Annotated in this window: 16 protein-coding genes; 11 read left to right on the top strand and 5 right to left on the bottom strand. The window is 58.7% G+C overall.

Going from position 1 to position 17645, the window contains the following annotated elements; all coding sequences use genetic code 11:
- From cpdA to parE, 3 genes are read left to right on the top strand one after another with little or no spacing between them, the layout of a single operon-like run.
- Positions 1 to 828: a 3',5'-cyclic-AMP phosphodiesterase gene (cpdA, locus tag V1587_RS21110; protein ID WP_045909978.1), complete on the top strand. Its 828-nt coding sequence runs from the start codon at positions 1 to 3 to the stop codon at positions 826 to 828.
- Complete coding sequence (gene yqiA / locus V1587_RS21105; protein ID WP_008502976.1) at positions 828 to 1409, top strand: esterase YqiA; 582 nt, start codon at positions 828 to 830, stop codon at positions 1407 to 1409. The genes cpdA and yqiA overlap by 1 nt, the downstream gene beginning before the upstream one ends.
- Positions 1410 to 1437: 28 nt before the next feature.
- Positions 1438 to 3330, top strand: a complete 1893-nt coding sequence (gene parE / locus V1587_RS21100) for a DNA topoisomerase IV subunit B (RefSeq protein ID WP_157189732.1) — start codon at positions 1438 to 1440, stop codon at positions 3328 to 3330.
- Positions 3331 to 3456: 126 nt separating this feature from the next.
- Here parE and V1587_RS21095 read toward each other — a convergent pair whose 3' ends face one another.
- Positions 3457 to 5598, bottom strand: coding sequence for a TonB-dependent siderophore receptor (locus V1587_RS21095; RefSeq protein WP_395314478.1), 2142 nt, complete (start codon positions 5596 to 5598; stop codon positions 3457 to 3459).
- A 382-nt stretch (positions 5599 to 5980) separates the two neighbouring features.
- Between V1587_RS21095 and V1587_RS21090 the strand changes: the two genes are divergently transcribed.
- Genes V1587_RS21090 through V1587_RS21070 form a run of 5 tightly spaced genes read left to right on the top strand, consistent with a single transcriptional unit; the run spans position 5981 to position 10642 of the window.
- Positions 5981 to 6793 (top strand): ABC transporter ATP-binding protein, encoded by an 813-nt coding sequence (locus V1587_RS21090; RefSeq protein ID WP_371897791.1) that lies wholly within the window; start codon positions 5981 to 5983, stop codon positions 6791 to 6793.
- The gene (locus tag V1587_RS21085; protein WP_371897792.1) at positions 6790 to 7773 is read left to right on the top strand and encodes a FecCD family ABC transporter permease; all 984 of its coding nucleotides are present in this window, start codon (positions 6790 to 6792) and stop codon (positions 7771 to 7773) included. The genes V1587_RS21090 and V1587_RS21085 overlap by 4 nt, the downstream gene beginning before the upstream one ends.
- Positions 7770 to 8810 (top strand): FecCD family ABC transporter permease, encoded by a 1041-nt coding sequence (locus tag V1587_RS21080; protein WP_371897793.1) that lies wholly within the window; start codon positions 7770 to 7772, stop codon positions 8808 to 8810. The genes V1587_RS21085 and V1587_RS21080 overlap by 4 nt, the downstream gene beginning before the upstream one ends.
- Before the next feature lie 9 nt (positions 8811 to 8819).
- The gene (locus V1587_RS21075; protein ID WP_371898018.1) at positions 8820 to 9770 is read left to right on the top strand and encodes an iron-siderophore ABC transporter substrate-binding protein; all 951 of its coding nucleotides are present in this window, start codon (positions 8820 to 8822) and stop codon (positions 9768 to 9770) included.
- Positions 9767 to 10642 (top strand): MurR/RpiR family transcriptional regulator, encoded by an 876-nt coding sequence (locus V1587_RS21070; protein ID WP_371897794.1) that lies wholly within the window; start codon positions 9767 to 9769, stop codon positions 10640 to 10642. The genes V1587_RS21075 and V1587_RS21070 overlap by 4 nt, the downstream gene beginning before the upstream one ends.
- Positions 10643 to 10738: 96 nt before the next feature.
- Here V1587_RS21070 and V1587_RS21065 read toward each other — a convergent pair whose 3' ends face one another.
- The 4 genes from V1587_RS21065 to qseB all read right to left on the bottom strand — a co-directional run bounded on the left by V1587_RS21065 (position 10739) and on the right by qseB (position 13776).
- Complete coding sequence (locus V1587_RS21065; protein WP_008502984.1) at positions 10739 to 11053, bottom strand: putative quinol monooxygenase; 315 nt, start codon at positions 11051 to 11053, stop codon at positions 10739 to 10741.
- A gap of 31 nt (positions 11054 to 11084) precedes the next feature.
- Positions 11085 to 11666 carry an NAD(P)H-dependent oxidoreductase gene (locus V1587_RS21060; RefSeq protein ID WP_395314477.1) on the bottom strand — a complete coding sequence of 194 codons (582 nt, stop codon included), beginning with the start codon at positions 11664 to 11666 and terminating at the stop codon, positions 11085 to 11087.
- A 104-nt stretch (positions 11667 to 11770) separates the two neighbouring features.
- Complete coding sequence (gene qseC / locus V1587_RS21055; RefSeq protein ID WP_371897796.1) at positions 11771 to 13120, bottom strand: quorum sensing histidine kinase QseC; 1350 nt, start codon at positions 13118 to 13120, stop codon at positions 11771 to 11773.
- Positions 13117 to 13776 (bottom strand): quorum sensing response regulator transcription factor QseB, encoded by a 660-nt coding sequence (gene qseB, locus V1587_RS21050; protein ID WP_371897797.1) that lies wholly within the window; start codon positions 13774 to 13776, stop codon positions 13117 to 13119. The genes qseC and qseB overlap by 4 nt, the downstream gene beginning before the upstream one ends.
- 139 nt (positions 13777 to 13915) lie before the next feature.
- On the opposite strand from qseB, the gene V1587_RS21045 reads away from it, so the two are divergent.
- The 3 genes from V1587_RS21045 (at position 13916) to plsC (ending at position 17595) form a co-directional block, all read left to right on the top strand.
- Complete coding sequence (locus V1587_RS21045; protein WP_371897798.1) at positions 13916 to 14317, top strand: YgiW/YdeI family stress tolerance OB fold protein; 402 nt, start codon at positions 13916 to 13918, stop codon at positions 14315 to 14317.
- Between the two features lie 118 nt (positions 14318 to 14435).
- Complete coding sequence (gene parC / locus V1587_RS21040) at positions 14436 to 16694, top strand: DNA topoisomerase IV subunit A (RefSeq protein WP_302237510.1); 2259 nt, start codon at positions 14436 to 14438, stop codon at positions 16692 to 16694.
- Positions 16695 to 16857: 163 nt separating this feature from the next.
- Positions 16858 to 17595 carry a 1-acylglycerol-3-phosphate O-acyltransferase gene (gene plsC / locus V1587_RS21035; RefSeq protein ID WP_371897799.1) on the top strand — a complete coding sequence of 246 codons (738 nt, stop codon included), beginning with the start codon at positions 16858 to 16860 and terminating at the stop codon, positions 17593 to 17595.
- The last annotated feature ends 50 nt before the right edge of the window (positions 17596 to 17645 follow it).

Raw genomic sequence — 17645 nt, 5'->3', positions numbered from 1 at the left:
TTGGAAAGCCTGTTGAACCTGACTGTTGCTGGTGGGGCGCCAGTCAGGATATTACAAATCACCGATACCCACCTTTTTGCCGAAAAGCATGAAACGCTGCTGGGGGTGAATACCTGGGAGAGTTATCAGGCGGTACTTAGCGCCATTCACGCTGAAAACCGTGCATGCGATTTGATTGTCGCAACGGGCGATCTGGCGCAGGACCAATCTTCCGCGGCCTATCAGCATTTTGCTGAGGGCATCGCGAGCTTTAGCGTGCCTTGCGTCTGGCTGCCAGGCAACCACGATTTCCAGCCCGCAATGTACAGTTCTCTCCAGGATGCGGGTATTTCTCCGGCGAAATGTGTTTTTGCGGGTGACCAGTGGCAGATCCTGCTGCTGGACAGCCAGGTGTTTGGCGTCCCGCACGGTGAGTTAAGCGAGTTTCAGCTCGACTGGCTGGAGACCAAACTGGCTGCTGAACCTGAACGTCATACGCTGCTGTTGCTTCATCATCATCCTCTGCCGGCGGGCTGCAGCTGGCTCGATCAGCACAGTCTGCGCAACTCCGCGGCGCTGGATCGCGTGCTGGCGAAGTTCCCGCGGGTGAAAAATCTGCTGTGTGGGCATATTCACCAGGAGCAGGATCTCGACTGGAACGGGCGCCGCATGCTGGCGACGCCGTCGACCTGCGTTCAGTTTAAGCCGCACTGCGCCAACTTTACGCTGGATACCATCGCGCCAGGCTGGCGCTGGCTGGAACTGCATGCCGACGGCACGCTGACCACGGAAGTCTGCCGTTTGACCGGCGCACAGTTCCGCCCGGACACCGCTTCAGAAGGCTATTGATGTCTACGCTCCTTTATCTGCACGGATTCAACAGCTCGCCGCGCTCCGCAAAAGCGACACAGTTTCGCCAGTGGCTGAGCGAGCATCACCCCGACGTTGAGATGATTATCCCTCAGCTGCCGCCTTATCCGGCAGAGGCCGCGGAGATGCTGGAATCCATTGTGCTTGCGCACGGCGGCGAAACCTTCGGTGTGGTCGGCTCATCGCTGGGCGGGTATTACGCCACCTGGCTCTCGCAGTGCTTTATGCTGCCCGCCGTGGTAGTTAATCCGGCGGTACGGCCATTTGAGCTGCTGCGGGACTTTCTTGGTGAAAACGAGAACCCCTACACCGGCCAGCAATATGTGCTAGAGTCACGCCATATTTACGATCTCAAAGTTATGCAGGTCGACCCGCTCGAGGCGCCGGATCTCATCTGGCTGCTGCAGCAGACGGGAGATGAAGTGCTGGATTACCGCCAGGCAGTGGCGTATTACGCCTCCTGCCGCCAGACTATAGAAGAGGGCGGAAACCATGCTTTCACGGGCTTTGAGAATCATTTCACCCAGATTGTCGATTTTCTTGGACTGCACAGCCACTGACAATCAATGCGAATTGCTAGTTTAAATCATGACGCAAACCTATAACGCTGATGCCATTGAGGTCCTCACCGGGCTTGAGCCGGTTCGCCGCCGCCCGGGGATGTACACCGATACGACGCGCCCAAACCATCTGGGCCAGGAAGTTATTGATAACAGTGTGGACGAAGCGCTGGCGGGCCATGCCAAACGCGTTGACGTCATCCTGCACGCCGATCAGTCGCTGGAAGTCATTGACGACGGGCGCGGCATGCCGGTGGATATCCACCCGGAAGAGGGCGTCCCTGCCGTTGAGCTGATCCTCTGTCGCCTGCACGCGGGCGGTAAGTTCTCCAACAAAAACTACCAGTTCTCCGGCGGCCTGCACGGCGTGGGGATTTCCGTCGTCAACGCCCTGTCAAAACGCGTGGAAGTAAACGTCCGTCGCGACGGTCAGGTGTACAACATCGCGTTTGAAAACGGCGAGAAGGTGCAGGATCTTCAGGTTGTCGGGACGTGCGGCAAACGCAACACCGGCACCAGCGTTCACTTCTGGCCTGACGAGAGCTTCTTCGACAGCCCGCGCTTTTCCGTTTCCCGCCTGACGCACCTGCTGAAAGCCAAAGCGGTGCTGTGCCCGGGCGTGGAAATTACCTTTAAGGATAACGTCAACAACACCGAGCAGACCTGGCGCTACGAAGATGGCCTTAATGACTATCTGTGCGAAGCGGTAAACGGCCTGCCGACGCTGCCGGAAAAACCGTTCGTCGGCAATTTCACCGGCGACACCGAAGCGGTGGACTGGGCGCTGCTGTGGCTGCCGGAAGGCGGCGAGCTGCTGACCGAAAGCTACGTTAACCTGATCCCCACCATGCTCGGCGGTACGCACGTCAACGGCCTGCGTCAGGGGCTGCTGGATGCGATGCGCGAATTCTGCGAATACCGCAATATCCTGCCGCGCGGCGTGAAGCTGTCGGCGGAAGATATCTGGGACCGCTGCGCCTACGTGCTCTCCGTGAAGATGCAGGATCCGCAGTTTGCCGGTCAGACCAAAGAGCGCCTGTCGTCACGCCAGTGCGCGGCGTTTGTCTCCGGCGTGGTGAAAGATGCGTTTACCCTGTGGCTGAACCAGAACGTTCAGGCGGCTGAGATGCTGGCTGAAATGGCGATTTCCAGCGCCCAGCGTCGTCTGCGTGCCGCGAAGAAAGTGGTGCGTAAAAAGCTGACCAGCGGCCCAGCGCTGCCGGGCAAGCTGGCGGACTGTACCGCGCAGGATCTCAACCGTACCGAGCTGTTCCTCGTGGAAGGTGACTCGGCGGGCGGGTCGGCCAAGCAGGCGCGCGATCGTGAATATCAGGCGATCATGCCGCTCAAGGGTAAGATCCTGAATACCTGGGAAGTCTCTTCTGATGAAGTGCTGGCCTCGCAGGAAGTCCACGATATCTCGGTTGCGATCGGTATCGATCCGGACAGCGACGATCTGAGCCAGCTGCGCTACGGCAAGATCTGTATCCTCGCGGATGCGGACTCCGATGGTCTGCACATCGCCACGCTGCTGTGCGCGCTGTTTGTGAAGCACTTCAAAACGCTGGTGAAAAACGGTCACGTCCACGTGGCGCTGCCGCCGCTCTACCGTATCGACCTCGGTAAAGAGGTTTACTACGCGCTGACGGAAGAAGAGAAAGCGGGCGTGCTGGAACAGCTGAAGCGCAAGAAGGGCAAGCCGAACGTGCAGCGCTTTAAAGGGCTGGGCGAGATGAACCCGATGCAGCTGCGCGAAACGACGCTGGATCCGAACACGCGCCGTCTGGTGCAGCTGACGATCAGCGACGAAGACGAACAGCAGACCAACGCGATGATGGATATGCTCCTTGCCAAGAAACGTTCGGAAGACCGACGTAACTGGCTGCAGGAGAAAGGCGATATGGCGGATATTGAGGCCTGATGCTGAAAAAGCCCTGCGATGCAGGGCTTTTTTTTGCTCGGTGGCGCTGCGCTTACCGGGCCTACGATCGATCCCCTCGCCCCTTTGGGGAGAGGGTTAGGGTGAGGGGAACACCCCGCACTGACGTCAAAACTCCATCTTCACCGTAAACTGCACTTCGCGAGGGTCGCCAATCTGGTTACCCAGATTGTTGGTTGCGATAGATGAGGTGTAGTAAGTCTTATCAAACAGGTTCTTCACGTTCACCTGCAGCGTGACCGGATACTGCAGCTTCATCTTGTACGCCGCAAAGGCATCCGCCACAAAATAGCCCGGCAGATAATAATCCGCACCGTTGGTTGCGGAACGACGGCTCACGCCGTGCCCGCCGCCGCCCAGCGTCAGGGTATTCCCGGCAAACACATTATGAATATCGTAGGTCAGGAACAGGGAGCCGGTATGGCGCGGCACGTTCGGCAGCGGTTTGCCCGCATAGTCCGGGTCTTCCAGCACTTTCGCGTCGGTATAGCCATAGCTGGCGATGATATTGGTGTTCTCGGTCAGCGATCCGGCGAGATCCACCTCCACGCCCTGAGAGCGCACGCGGCCCGCGGTTTTGGCGACGGTTTCATCCCCTACGCTCTCGGTGTACAGCACGTTGCGCTTGTGGATATCAAACAGCGCAATATTGGCGGTGATGCCGTCGAACAGGTCGAACTTTGCGCCCACTTCGTAAGCATTAGACGTTTCCGGCGGCAGGTCGCCGATGTAGCTTGCAATTGACGACTGCGGCATAAACGTCTGGGAATAGTTGGCAAACAGCGAGACCGCCGGGGTGAGCTTATAAACAAGACCCAGCTTCGGCGTCCACTGGTCGTCGCGGCTGTCGGTGTTCACGTTAAACGGACGCCCTTTCCCCGCGTACTGGGTGTAATACTGATAGCGCAGCCCGGCGACGGCAATCCACTTATCGGTCAGGTACAGCGCGTCCTGCGCGTAGGCAGAGTAGCTCTCCTGCTTGATGGTTTGATCGCTGTCGGATGCCGAGACGGTGGTGCACTTGCCGAGGCTGCCGTAGCTCGGGTTGTAAATATTGAAGTCCTTAACGTTCTTACAGCGGATCATGTCCGTACGCAGCAGATCGTAATTCTCATACGACACGCCGGTCAGAATCTCATTATAAAAGCCCGCGATGTCCACGTTCCCCTGCAGATCCGCTCGCGTCGTGTGCATACGCTGGGTCGAGCCCTGGGTCGCATCCACGCGGCGGGTCAGGTTGCCGGTTTTTGAATCGTAGGCCATCACGCGGGCCTGGTTGTCGCTGTATTTATCCTGGCTGTAGCTGTAGTCGAACTTCGCGGTCCACTGGCTGTTGAGGCGATATTCTGCGTTGAGCTGAGCGAGATCGGACTGGCCGTCGGTCACGTTAAACGGTTCGTCGAAGCGGGTTTTACGATCGACGTTGACGGCTTTTTTAGTATTAAGATCGAAGATCGTTCCGCGATCGAACGGTGTTTTATAGTCGCGATGCGAATAGAGCACGGTCACGGTGGCATCGTCGCCGAACCAGGTGAGCGACGGGGCGATAAAGGTGCTGCGTTCGTTGCCAAAATTACGCCAGTAATCTTCGTCCTGATACTCACCCGTGAGGCGATACGCCAGGCGCGTGCCGTCAATCGGGCCGGTAACATCGATCTGTCCGGTGCCGCCGCCAAAGCTGGAAGAGGTGGCAGAAATTGAACCGCCAAAGGTCTTCTCCGGGCGTTTGGTGACGACGTTAATCAGGCCGCCCGGATCGAGAATGCCATAGAGCGTAGAGGCCGGGCCTTTCAGCACCTCCACGCGCTCGGTTGCGGCATTAAAGCTGCGCGGCAGCACGGTGCGCAGACCGTTGGTCATGATTGACCCATCGCGGTTCGCGCCAAACCCACGGCGCACAAAGGCATCCTGCGTACCGCCCAGGGTATTGGTCTGCACCACGTTGCTGACGTTATAGAGCGCTTCATCCAGCGTGGTGGCGTGCTGATCCTCCAGCACTTTATCGCTAACGGTATTGACCACCTGCGGGATATCCAGCATTGGCATGTTGGTTAGCGTGGCGGTGGAGGTATTCAGCGGCTGATAGCCGTTGGTGGCCTCCGCCGCGGTATTTGGATCGGCGGTGACGGTAAGCGTTTCGCCGTCTTTAGCCGCGGTGGTGTCTGCTGCCTGCGCCAGCGGCGCCATAAACAGCAGTGAAAAGAGCGCGCGCCCTTTTACCCCAGAGAGTGAAGGTGTCAACGTAGCCATTACATCTGTTATCCCGAAATATTCCGCGAATGCGTTCGCGGCAAACTGTGTGAGTCATTGCCCTTTACGATCTGTCCGTTAGCCACGGTGGGCATCGGACATGTAATTGAGAATCATTCAATCATGCGGAGATGTAGTAGTAAATGGAAAAAAGAAAAAATCGGCTACAGCGTTTAACCGTGCGTATAAGCGCAGCGGGTTAATAATTAAATTTTTGAAATTAAAGCTTTTTTAAGCCATTTCGAGTTCATGTTTCCTCTGGCTTTTCCCTGTTTTTTTCAGGGTGTTTCTTCGCTTGACTACTACATGGCGCAGCGTCAAACTCTCAAAAGAGAATGAGTTTTATTTTTATTTATTGGTTTTTCATTACGTTGGCATTCACGTGGCTCACAACACAAAACAACCGGGACTGGTTCTGGAGAATCTCTCTGCGGGCTATCAGAAAAAAATCATCGTTGATGATATCTCCCTTGCGATCCCACAGCAGAAAATGACGGTGCTGGTAGGGGCGAACGGCTGCGGAAAATCCACGCTGCTGAGCACAATTGCGCGCTTGCTCCAGCCGCTTGGCGGCGCGGCAGTTCTCGACGGCAAGGCGATCCACGAGCAGCCAACCAAAGCCGTCGCCCGCCAGCTTGGCATCCTGCCGCAGTCTCCGCTGCTGCCGGAAGGGTTGACCGTCTTTGAGCTTGTCTCGCGCGGGCGTTTTCCCTGGCAAAACTTTATGCGCCAGTGGAGCGACGAGGACGAACTTGCGGTAGAAGAGGCCCTGCGGCTGACCGGCACGGCAGAGTTTGCCCATATGCCGGTGGAAAGCTTATCCGGCGGCCAGCGTCAGCGCTGCTGGATCGCCATGGCGCTGGCGCAGCAAACGCCGTATATCCTGCTTGACGAGCCGACGACGTATCTCGATCTCCGCTATCAGGTGGAGATCCTGGAACTGCTGCACGCCCTGACCCGCCAGCACGGGCGTACCGTGGTGGTGGTGCTGCACGATCTCAACTTTGCCGTGAACTACGGTGATTCCCTGGTCTTTTTACGCCAGGGAAAAGTCGAGGGGGTGTTACATGAAGGCGACGCCTGTACGCCGGAACTGATCAAAGCGGTGTTTGATGTGGACGTGCATATGTCCATCAACCCCTTGACCGGCAAACCGTTCTTTATGCCGTTTCGCCAGAGCCTTGAACAGCCATGATGCGCGCTTCTCTCGCCTTCCTGATTTTTACATTGCTGCTGGCGCTGGGCGCGATTGTGCATCTTGGCATCGGGGCGCGGTTTATCCCTCCCCGAACGGTAGTCGAGGCATTCTTTCACTTCGATCCGCGCAATTTCGACCATAACATCATCATCAGACTACGGCTGCTGCGCCTCTGCGCCGCAATGGTGACAGGCGCCGCGCTCGGCGTGGCGGGCGTGCTGCTGCAGTCCGTGATCCGCAACCCGCTCGGCGAGCCGCATATTCTGGGACTCAACGCCGGGGCCGCGCTGGCGGTGGTGATTACCAGCGCGCTTGGGCTGTCGCTGCCGTTTGGTCGCCCGCTGATTGCCGCCGCCGGTGCCGCCGCGCTGTTTCTGCTGGTGCTGATGTTCTCCTCGTCCGGTCGCACCGGGCTCACGCCGATGAAGATCACCCTGTGCGGCGTAGCGATGTCGGCGTTTGCCTCGTCGATTACCGCCGCGGTGTTAATCCTGGATGAACAGACGCTGCTCGCCCTGCGCACCTGGCTGGCGGGTGATATCGCCGGGGTCAACGCGCAGATACTCCAGAGTGCCCTGTGGGCTGCAGCCGCTGGTTTTGTTCTTGCTATCGGGCTGTCGCCCTCGCTCAATATGCTGGCGCTGGGCGACAGAATGGCCCAGGGGCTTGGCGTGTCGCTGCTGAAAACCCGCCTGTTCGCCCTGCTGGCCATCGCGCTGCTCTGCGGCGCGGCCGTCTCCATCGCCGGACCGATTGGCTTTATTGGCCTTGTGGTGCCACAGCTCATCCGCCGTCTGGTGTCGGTCGATTTGCGCGTGATGGTGCCGCTGTCGGCCCTGTGCGGCGCGCTGGTGTTGCTGCTGGCGGATATCGCTGCCCGCACGCTGTTTACCCCCTGGGAGCTGGCAACCGGCATCATGACGGCCCTGGTTGGCGCGCCCGTGTTCATCTTTATGGCTTCGAGGATGTTCAAATGAACCGGGCCGGACTCCGCGCAATACGTGTTGGCCGTTTATCGGCGCTGGTTCGTCCGAAGGCGCTGGTGTACCTGTCGCTTTTCGCGCTGATGGCGCTAAGCCTGCTGGGCTTTGGCCTGACGCACGGTTCTCTGCCTATTCCCGCCTCCGCCATCGGGCGCGCGCTGTTTTCTCCCGAGAGTCTGACGGCGGAGACGCGCTACGTCGTGATGGATATCCGCCTGCCGCGACTGCTGATGGCGGCGCTGTGCGGGGCGATGCTCGGCATGGCGGGGGCGGCGATGCAGTCGATCGCCCGCAACGGTCTGGCCGATCCCGGACTTATCGGCGTGAAGGAGGGCTGTAGCGCGGCGGTACTTCTGCTGATTTTTCAATTCCCGGCGCTGGGCCTGGCCTGGCGCCCGCTGGTCGGCATGGCCGGTGGGCTGCTCACCGCGCTGCTGGTGATAGCCCTGGCGCGCGATATCTCGCGCCCGCGGTTCATTCTGATTGGCATCGGCGTGTCGTGGGCGTTTGCCGCGGCGATGGGCGTCTTTATCACCACCGCCGACGTGCGCGACGTGCAGACGGCGATGCTGTGGCTGGCGGGAAGCCTGCATGCGGCAAACTGGACGCTGGTGGGCCTGGCCGCGCTCTGGGCTATCCCCGCGTTTGCGCTGCTGCTGTTTACCGCCCGGGCCGCAGACGTGGCGTTGCTCGGCAATCAGGCTGCCGCGGGCCTTGGCGTGCGCACAACCCGGCTGGCGCTGCTGCGGGTTCTCGCCCCGGTGGTGCTGACGGCGGCCTGCGTCTCCTGCGTGGGCAGCATTGGTTTTGTGGGGCTGATTGCCCCGCACATGGCGCGCCTGCTGCTGCGCGGTGGGCAAACCGCGCTCCTGACGGGAAGCGCCGTGCTGGGGGCGCTGCTGGTGCTGCTGGCGGACAACGTCGGACGTCTGGCATTCCTCCCGCTGCAGCTGCCGGCGGGGATTGTGATTTCATTGATTGGCGGACCGTTTTTCCTGCTGCTGCTCTGGCAGCGTAGGGACAGATTTTAGGGGACTATGATGCGCGTACTGTTTTCGATGCTTTTGCTGGTGGGGTTCGCGGTGAGCGCGGCGGAGCCGACGCAGGTTTTTACCGACGATTTAGGACGCAAGGTCGTTGTGCCGGTTCATCCGAAGCGGATTGTTTCCTTACACGATCTCGATATCACCATTCCGCTGATTGAGCTTGGTGTGCCGCCGGTCGCGAGCCATGGCCGCACGCGGCCGGACGGTAGCCACTTTCTGCGCTCAAGCGGCATGTTGACCGGCGTCGACTTCGATAATTCCGACATTAAATTTATCGGTACGGCCGATATCGACATTGAAGCCATCGCCGCCGCAAAGCCTGACCTGATCGTCACCGAGCCGACCCGCAACACCCCGGTGGAACAGCTGGCGAAAATTGCCCCGACGGTGAGCATCGATCATCTCGACGGCGGCGCGCCGGAAATCTACCGCAAGCTGGCGCAGCTCACGGGCACGCAGGCAAGGCTAAACATTCTGGAACGCCGCTATCAGGAGCAAATCAAGGCGCTGAAGGCGACCATCGACACGCGCAAAATCACCGTGTCGGTGATTCAGGCTAATCAGGGGAAAATCAACGCCATGCACAGCTACCACTCGCTGGGCCGCGTTCTGCGCGACGCCGGATTCAAATTCCCGCCACTGATTGAGTCCATCCCGGACGGAGGGCGCATCGACGTCAGCGCCGAGCGCCTGCCGGAGCTGGATGCCGATTTCGTCTTCGCCACCTGGCGCGGAGATACGGGCGGAAAACCGCAGGACGAGCTGGCGGCAATGGATGCGGTCATGCCGGGCTGGTGTCAGTTCCTGAATGCCTGCCGAACCGGGCATTACGTGCTGATCTCACGTGAAGAGGCGATCTCGAATTCGTTCGCCTCATTAGGGCTGATGGTCGCGCAGGTGCAGTCGCAGATTGCCGGTCGTCCGTTGCTGGAGGCGTCACGGTGATCCGAAGAGTCGATGTTTACGGTGAGAGATTTCGCGCGCGGGCGCATCAGCTGACGCCGCGTCTGCTACAGGTCGCACGCTATATCCACGATAACCGCGAGGCGGTGATGGAGCAGACCGCCATGGAGATTGCCGCCTTATTGAAAACCTCGGATGCTACGGTGGTCCGCGCCATACAGGCGCTGGGTTTCGCCGGGCTGCGCGATCTCAAGCAGACGCTGGAGCAGTGGTTTGGTCCGGTGGTTACCTCCAGCGAAAAGATGTCCACCACGGTGAACACGCTCGCCAGCGACGTCAACGCGAGCATTGATTTCGTGCTGGAGGGACATCAGCACACCTGCGAGGTGTTATCCGAGCCCCACAACCGCTACGCGATGGCGCAGGCGGTCTCACTGCTGGCGCAGGCGAGGCAGGTTGCCATATTTGGCATTGGCGCCTCCGGCATTCTGGCCGAGTACACCGCCAGGCTGTTCAGCCGTATGGGGTTACCCGCCACGCCGCTCAACCGTACCGGGATCGGGCTTGCCGAGCAGCTGATTGCGCTTCAGCGCGGCGACGTGCTGGTGATGATGGCGCAGAAATCCGCGCACCGGGAGGGGCAAACCACCCTGCGTGAAGCAAAACGTCTGGGCATTCCCACCATCCTGCTGACCAATGCCCTCGACTCGCGCTTCAGCAAGGAGGCCAGCGTGGTGATCCACGTTCCGCGCGGCGGCGAAAAGGGCAAGATTCCGCTCCACGGCACGGTGCTGCTGTGTCTGGAGATGATCATTTTATCCGTCGCCTCCACCGAGCCGCAGCGCACCATCAAGTCGATGAAGCGCATCAATGAGCTACATCGCGGGTTAAAGCCGGGGAAGAAAAGCAGCTAAAAACAACAAAGCCCGGTGGCGCTAGCGCTTACCGGGCCTACGGTTCAGGTTTTGTAGGCCGGGTAAACGCAGTGCCACCCGGCAAATTCCACGAACTTAAACCCCTTGCTCCAGGATGCGGATGTGGGTTTCCAGCACGTCGCCCTTCACCGCGTCGCTCCACGCTTTCATGTGCGCGGTCTGCAGATGCGCTTCAAGATGCGCGACGGTTTCCCACTGCTCAACCATGATGATTGAGTCTGGCGCGGTCGCCTGGAAGCTGGCGTCAGTGGCGGCATCCACCATCGGCGCGTAGCCGTGGCAGCCTTCTTCTTTCAGTACGGTCGGGATAATTTTCGCGAACTGATCCAGCACCGCCTGGCGGTGATGTTGACCTGGACGAGTACGGATTTCTGCGATAACGGTAAGCATGTTTACTACTCCTTTAATTCCAGGCTACCAGTTAAGCAAAAATTTCCGCGAGATGCTTGCGATATTCTGCGATATAGCTCGGGACATCAGGCATTTTAATCACGTCGTTGACGATAAACGTCGGCAGCGGATCCATGCCCAGGAACTGATTCGCCTTGTGGAACGGCAGGTACGCGCCGTCTACACCCACGCCTTCGAAGAACTGATCTTTCTCGGTGAAAGCTTCCAGCGGGGCGTTCCAGGTCAGTGACAGCATATATTTTTTGCCCTGAATCAGGCCGCCTGAACCGTATTTTTTGGAGGCGTCAGAACGGGTACGACCGTCGCTGGCATACAGCGAACCGTGGCCTTCGGTGAACACGTCGTCCATGTATTTTTTCACGGTCCACGGCGCGCCCATCCACCAGCCCGGCATCTGCCAGATAACCACGTCGGCCCACAGGAAGTTCTGCACTTCGGCTTTCACGTCATAATCGCTGTCCGCGCGCACGACCTTGACATCATGCCCGGCGTCGCGCAGGAAACCGTCCGCGACCTCGGTCAGGGTGTCATTCAGCTGGCCTTTAGAGTGCGCGAACTCTTTCGCGCCGTTGATAATCAGAATGTTGCTCATTATTTGTCCTCGATGATGAGAGTATGGCGAGTATTCTACGCGCGAGGACGGAGCGGAAAAATGAGCAAAATGTGCAAAGTCTTTTGCATTAAACGCAATAATCCCTACCAGCTGACCTTCGCTTCAAAACCGCCTTCAGGCGCATTGCTCAGCGACACGCGCATCCCGTGCAGGGCGGCGATGCGTTTTACGATGGATAACCCAAGCCCGCTGCCCGTGGCGTCCTGACCCGGCGGACGATAAAAGCGCTCGCCGATGCGCGCCAGCGCGTCCGGTGAAATGCCGGGACCGTTGTCGCGCACGGTAAAGCTACGCGCCTCCAGCGTCACGTCCACCACGCTGCCGCGCGGGCTGTAGCGAATCGCGTTGTCCAGCAGGTTGCGGACCAGAAGGCTCAGGAGCAGCTGCTGGCCGGTGCGTGTAACCTCTGGTGCATGAATGTTCAGGCGAATATCAATGCCCGCCTGCTGCGTCGGATGCCAGATATCCAGCACGGCCGACTGCAGTAACTCTCCCAGGGGAATCGGTTCGACATCGTCAAGGTTATCCAGCGAGTCCAGACGCGACAGCGTGAGGAGCTGATCCACCAGACGGGAAGCGCGGTCGATGCCCGCATGCAGCTGCATCAGCGCCTTTTCCCGCGCCTGCGGATCGTCATGAGAGAGCTGCGCCACGTCAGTTTGCACCTTCAGTGCCGCCAGCGGGCTGCGTAACTCGTGGGCGGCATCGGACGTAAAGCGGCGTTCGCGGGTCATCATCTCCTGGGTACGTGCGAAGAGATGATTCAGCGCGTCGAGCAGGGGGCGCACCTCAGTAGGTACACCCTCCGTCGGCAGTTTATCGGTGGCATCCGGCGAGCGGGAGCGCAGGGTCTGCGCCAGCTTTTTCAGCGGCTTCAGCTCCAGACTCATGAGGACAACCAGCAGCAGCAGCATCACGGGCAGAGCCACCAGCCAGGGGGTCAGCTGCGAGCTGACCACGTCCAGCGCCATATCCTGGCGGTACTCCCACTCCTGACCGACCACCACGCGGTACTTCCCGTCGGGAGAGGTCAGCCACAGGAAACGCCATTCGTCGTTGTCGTCCTGGAGCTGCCCGTTAGCAAACCCGTCGCGGCGATAGTGGTACGGAATATCGCGCCCGTTCTCGCCGTCGTTGAGGAGCATTTTGCCGTCGACGGCGTAAATGGCGAAAGCCAGCGCGTCGTCATCGAGACGGCCATGCTTCACTTTTTTCGGGATCTCGCGCATCCGTTCGGGGGCGCGGATCTCGTCAAGATCCATCGTCAGCAGCCGTTTGGCAAACAGCATCTGCTGCGTGTCGAAGAGCTTATCCAGCTTGTGGGTGGTCTGCTGCCAGGCCACCAGGCTGGCGGCAAACCATGCCGTCAGGGAGAGCGCTAAAAAGAGGAGCGTCAGGCGCAGCTTCAGGCTCAGGCGTTGCGTCAGCTTCATGCGTCACCCAGGGTATAGCCGATGCCGTGCACGGTGCGGATAAACTCGCTGCCAAGCTTGCGGCGCAGATGATGGACGTGAACTTCGATGGCGTTGCTGGAGACGTCGTCGTCCCAGGTATAGAGTTTTTCCTCGATCAGCTTTCGCGGCAGCACGCGACCTGCGTTACGCATTAATAGCTCCAGCAGCGCGAACTCTTTCGGCTTGAGCGTCAGCGGCTCACCGTCCAGCGTGGCGACGAGACGGGTCGGATCGAGCGTGACCTTGCCGTGGCTTAGCTCGCTATGCGTCTGGCCGTGACTGCGGCGGACCAGCGCCTCAAGGCGGGCGCCGACTTCAATCAGCGCGAACGGCTTGCAGAGATAATCATCCGCGCCAAGACGCAGTCCTTCCACGCGCTGGTTAAGCGCATCCCGCGCGGTCAGGATCAATACCGGCTCGCTGCGCCCGCTTTCGCGCCACGCGCGCAGGATGTCCAGACCGTCAATTTCCGGCAGCGTCAGATCCAGCACCACGGCATCATAGGGCGCAGAGGAGAGCGCGGCCTGGCCGGTTTTTCCGTCGGTAAACCAGTCCACGCTAAAGCCCATTTTGCTTAAACCCGCCCTGATACCGTCGCCAATTAACGTGTCGTCTTCTACCAGTAAAATGCGCATATTCCCTCCTTGATGCCGTCAGTAAACCCTCTGTTAGCGCCTGCTGTACAGCAATAATAAATAAATTTTCTCCTTAAGAAGTTGTTAAGGATTACCCTGTTTAATGGACTGCGAAACCACATTAAAGGGAGAGATTAATATGAAAAAATTCGCTGCACTTGCTGCCATCATGATGATGACCACTGCCCCTGTTTTTGCCGCGCAGGGCGGATTTAACGGCCCGTCCGCCACGCAAACCCAGACCCAGACGCAAACGGGCGGTTTTGTTGATAACGACGCTAACCTCACCACCGCGGTGAAGGTCAAAGAGATGAAAGACGACAGCTGGGTGAAGCTGCGCGGGAACATCACCCAGCGCCTGTCCGATGACCGCTACACCTTCCGCGATGAGACCGGTACGGTGAACGTGGAAATTGACCACAAGCGCTGGAACGGCGTGACCGTCACCCCTCAGGATAAAGTGGAAATCCAGGGCAAGGTCGATAAAGAGTGGAACGATTTTGAAATCGACGTGAAGCAGGTCATTAAGCTGAACAAATAACCCGGAAAGGGCCGCATAAGCGGCCCTTTTTCTTTGTGACTCAACTCGTCAGATAGGGTAGTATCTGCGGCAATATTGCCTGAAACCCTTCGGTTTCTGAGTTGAGGAATCACACGTAATGAGCGATATGGCAGAGCGCCTCGCGCTACATGAATTCACGGAAAACGCCTACCTGAACTACTCCATGTACGTCATCATGGACAGGGCGTTGCCGTTTATCGGGGATGGCCTGAAGCCCGTTCAGCGCCGCATCGTCTATGCGATGTCCGAGCTGGGGCTGAACGCCACCGCCAAGTTCAAGAAATCCGCCCGTACCGTCGGTGACGTACTGGGTAAATACCATCCGCACGGCGACAGCGCCTGCTATGAAGCGATGGTGCTGATGGCCCAGCCGTTCTCTTACCGCTACCCGCTGGTGGATGGTCAGGGGAACTGGGGGGCGCCGGACGATCCGAAATCCTTCGCGGCGATGCGTTATACCGAATCCCGTCTGTCTAAATATGCCGAAGTGCTGCTGGGCGAGCTGGGTCAGGGAACCGTTGACTGGGTACCAAACTTCGACGGTACGATGCAGGAGCCGAAGATGCTGCCCGCGCGTCTGCCGAATATCCTGCTGAACGGCACCACCGGGATTGCGGTCGGTATGGCGACGGACATTCCGCCGCACAACCTGCGTGAAGTGGCGAAAGCCGCCATCACCCTGATTGAGCAGCCGAAAGCCTCGCTCGACGATCTGCTGGATATCGTACAGGGTCCGGATTTCCCGACCGAAGCCGAAATCATCACCTCGCGCGCGGAAATCCGCAAAATTTACCAGAACGGTCGCGGCTCCGTGCGCATGCGCGCGGTGTGGAATAAGGAAGACGGCGCCGTGGTCATCACCGCGCTGCCGCATCAGGTTTCCGGTGCCAAAGTGCTGGAGCAGATTGCCTCCCAGATGCGCAATAAAAAGCTGCCGATGGTAGACGACCTGCGCGACGAGTCTGACCACGAGAACCCGACCCGTCTGGTGATCGTGCCGCGCTCCAACCGCGTGGACATGGAGCAGGTGATGAACCACCTGTTTGCCACCACCGATCTGGAAAAAAGCTACCGCATCAACCTGAACATGATCGGCCTCGACGGACGCCCGGCGGTGAAAAACCTGCTGGAGATCCTCACCGAATGGCTGACGTTCCGTCGCGATACGGTCCGCCGTCGTCTGAACCATCGTCTGGAGAAAGTGCTTAAGCGCCTGCATATCCTCGAAGGTTTGCTGGTGGCATTCCTCAATATCGACGAGGTGATTGAGATCATCCGTACCGAGGACGAGCCGAAGCCCGCCCTGATGTCGCGCTTTGGCATCAGCGAAACCCAGGCCGAAGCGATCCTCGAGCTGAAGCTGCGCCATCTCGCCAAACTGGAAGAGATGAAGATCCGCGGCGAGCAGAACGAGCTGGAAAAAGAGCGCGATCAGCTGCAGGCGATCCTCGCCTCCGAGCGCAAGATGAACACCCTGCTGAAGAAAGAGCTGCAGGCCGATGCAGACGCCTTCGGCGACGACCGTCGTTCTCCGCTGCACGAGCGCGAAGAAGCGAAGGCGATGAACGAGCACGACATGCAGCCGTCCGAGCCGGTGACCATTGTCCTGTCGCAGAGCGGCTGGGTGCGTAGCGCCAAAGGCCACGATATCGACGCACCGGGGCTCAGCTACAAAGCGGGCGACAGTTTCAAAGCGGCGGTGAAAGGTAAGAGCAACCAGCCGGTGGCGTTTATCGACTCCACCGGGCGCAGCTACGCCATTGACCCGATCACGCTGCCTTCCGCGCGTGGGCAGGGCGAGCCGCTCACCGGCAAGCTGACGCTGCCGCCGGGCGCAACGGTTGACCATATGCTGATGGAGGCCGATGACCAGAAACTTCTGCTGGCGTCTGATGCGGGCTACGGCTTTATCTGTACCTTTAACGATCTTGTCTCCCGTAACCGTGCCGGTAAGGCGCTGATTAGCCTGCCGGACAACGCCCACGTGATGGCGCCGCTGGTGATTGAGAACGAAAGCGACATGCTGCTGGCGATCACTACCGCCGGACGTATGCTGATGTTCCCGGTCAGCGATCTGCCGGAGCTGTCAAAAGGCAAGGGCAACAAGATCATCAACATCCCGTCGGCGGAGGCCGCGAAAGGCGAAGATGGCCTGGCGCACCTCTTCCTGCTGCCGCCGCAGAGCACGCTGACCATTCACGTCGGCAAGCGCAAAATCAAGCTTCGTCCGGAAGAGCTGCAGAAGGTGGTGGGTGAGCGCGGTCGCCGTGGCTCGCTGATGCGCGGTCTGCAGCGTATCGATCGCGTGGAGATAGACTCTCCTGCACGCAGCGCTGCGGGTGACAGCGAAGAGTAATGTCGTGATATCCCCCTCTGTCCGGAGGGGGAATTTCAATAAAATTTCCCGTAAAATCGTTGTTAATTCGTGCGTTGCGATTAACAATACGCGCTCGTAATAAAGTCCTTACCTGGCCACAGGTGAAGTATAATTGTCAGCTGTTGGGGCTTCAGAGGTCGCTATGCTATATATTGTTCGTCTTATTCTTACCGTTATCTACTGCATTCTGGTCTGTATTTTCGGCTCTATTTATTGCCTGTTCAGCCCGCGTAATCCGAAGCATGTCGCCACCTTTGGTCATATGTTCGGGCGCCTTTCGCCGCTGTTTGGTCTGAAAGTTGAAAAACGTCTGCCTGAAGGGGCGGAGAATTTCGGTAACGCCATCTATATCGCCAACCATCAGAACAACTACGATATGGTGACGGCCTCTAATATCGTGCTTCCACCGACCGTGACGGTGGGCAAAAAAAGCCTGCTGTGGATCCCGTTTTTTGGTCAGCTGTACTGGCTTACCGGTAATCTACTGATCGACCGTAATAACCGTGCAAAAGCGCACAGCACCATTGCGGAAGTGGTGAATCATTTTAAAAAGCGCAAAATTTCAATCTGGATGTTCCCGGAAGGGACGCGCAGCCGCGGCCGCGGCCTGCTGCCGTTTAAAACCGGTGCGTTTCATGCCGCAATTGCGGCAGGTGTTCCAATTATTCCTGTGTGCGTTTCCAATACTTCGAATAAGATTAATCTTAACCGCCTGAATAACGGGCTGGTGATTGTCGAAATGCTGCCACCGGTCGATACCAGCAAATACGGTAAAGATCAGGTGCGCGAGCTGGCCGCGCACTGCCGCGATCTGATGGCTGAGCATATTGCGCTGCTCGACAAAGAAGTCGCAGAGAGAGAAGCCGCCGGTAAGATTTAATCCGGCGTTAAAGGGAAAACGAATTCCCACGTTGTTAGTCGTTTCAGATG

The sequence above is a fragment of the Enterobacter sp. ECC-249 genome (assembly GCF_043965265.1).
Taxonomy (GTDB): domain Bacteria; phylum Pseudomonadota; class Gammaproteobacteria; order Enterobacterales; family Enterobacteriaceae; genus Enterobacter; species Enterobacter quasiroggenkampii.
Note: the sequence above shows the minus strand (reverse complement) of the source record. Positions and strands in the feature narration are given on the sequence as shown.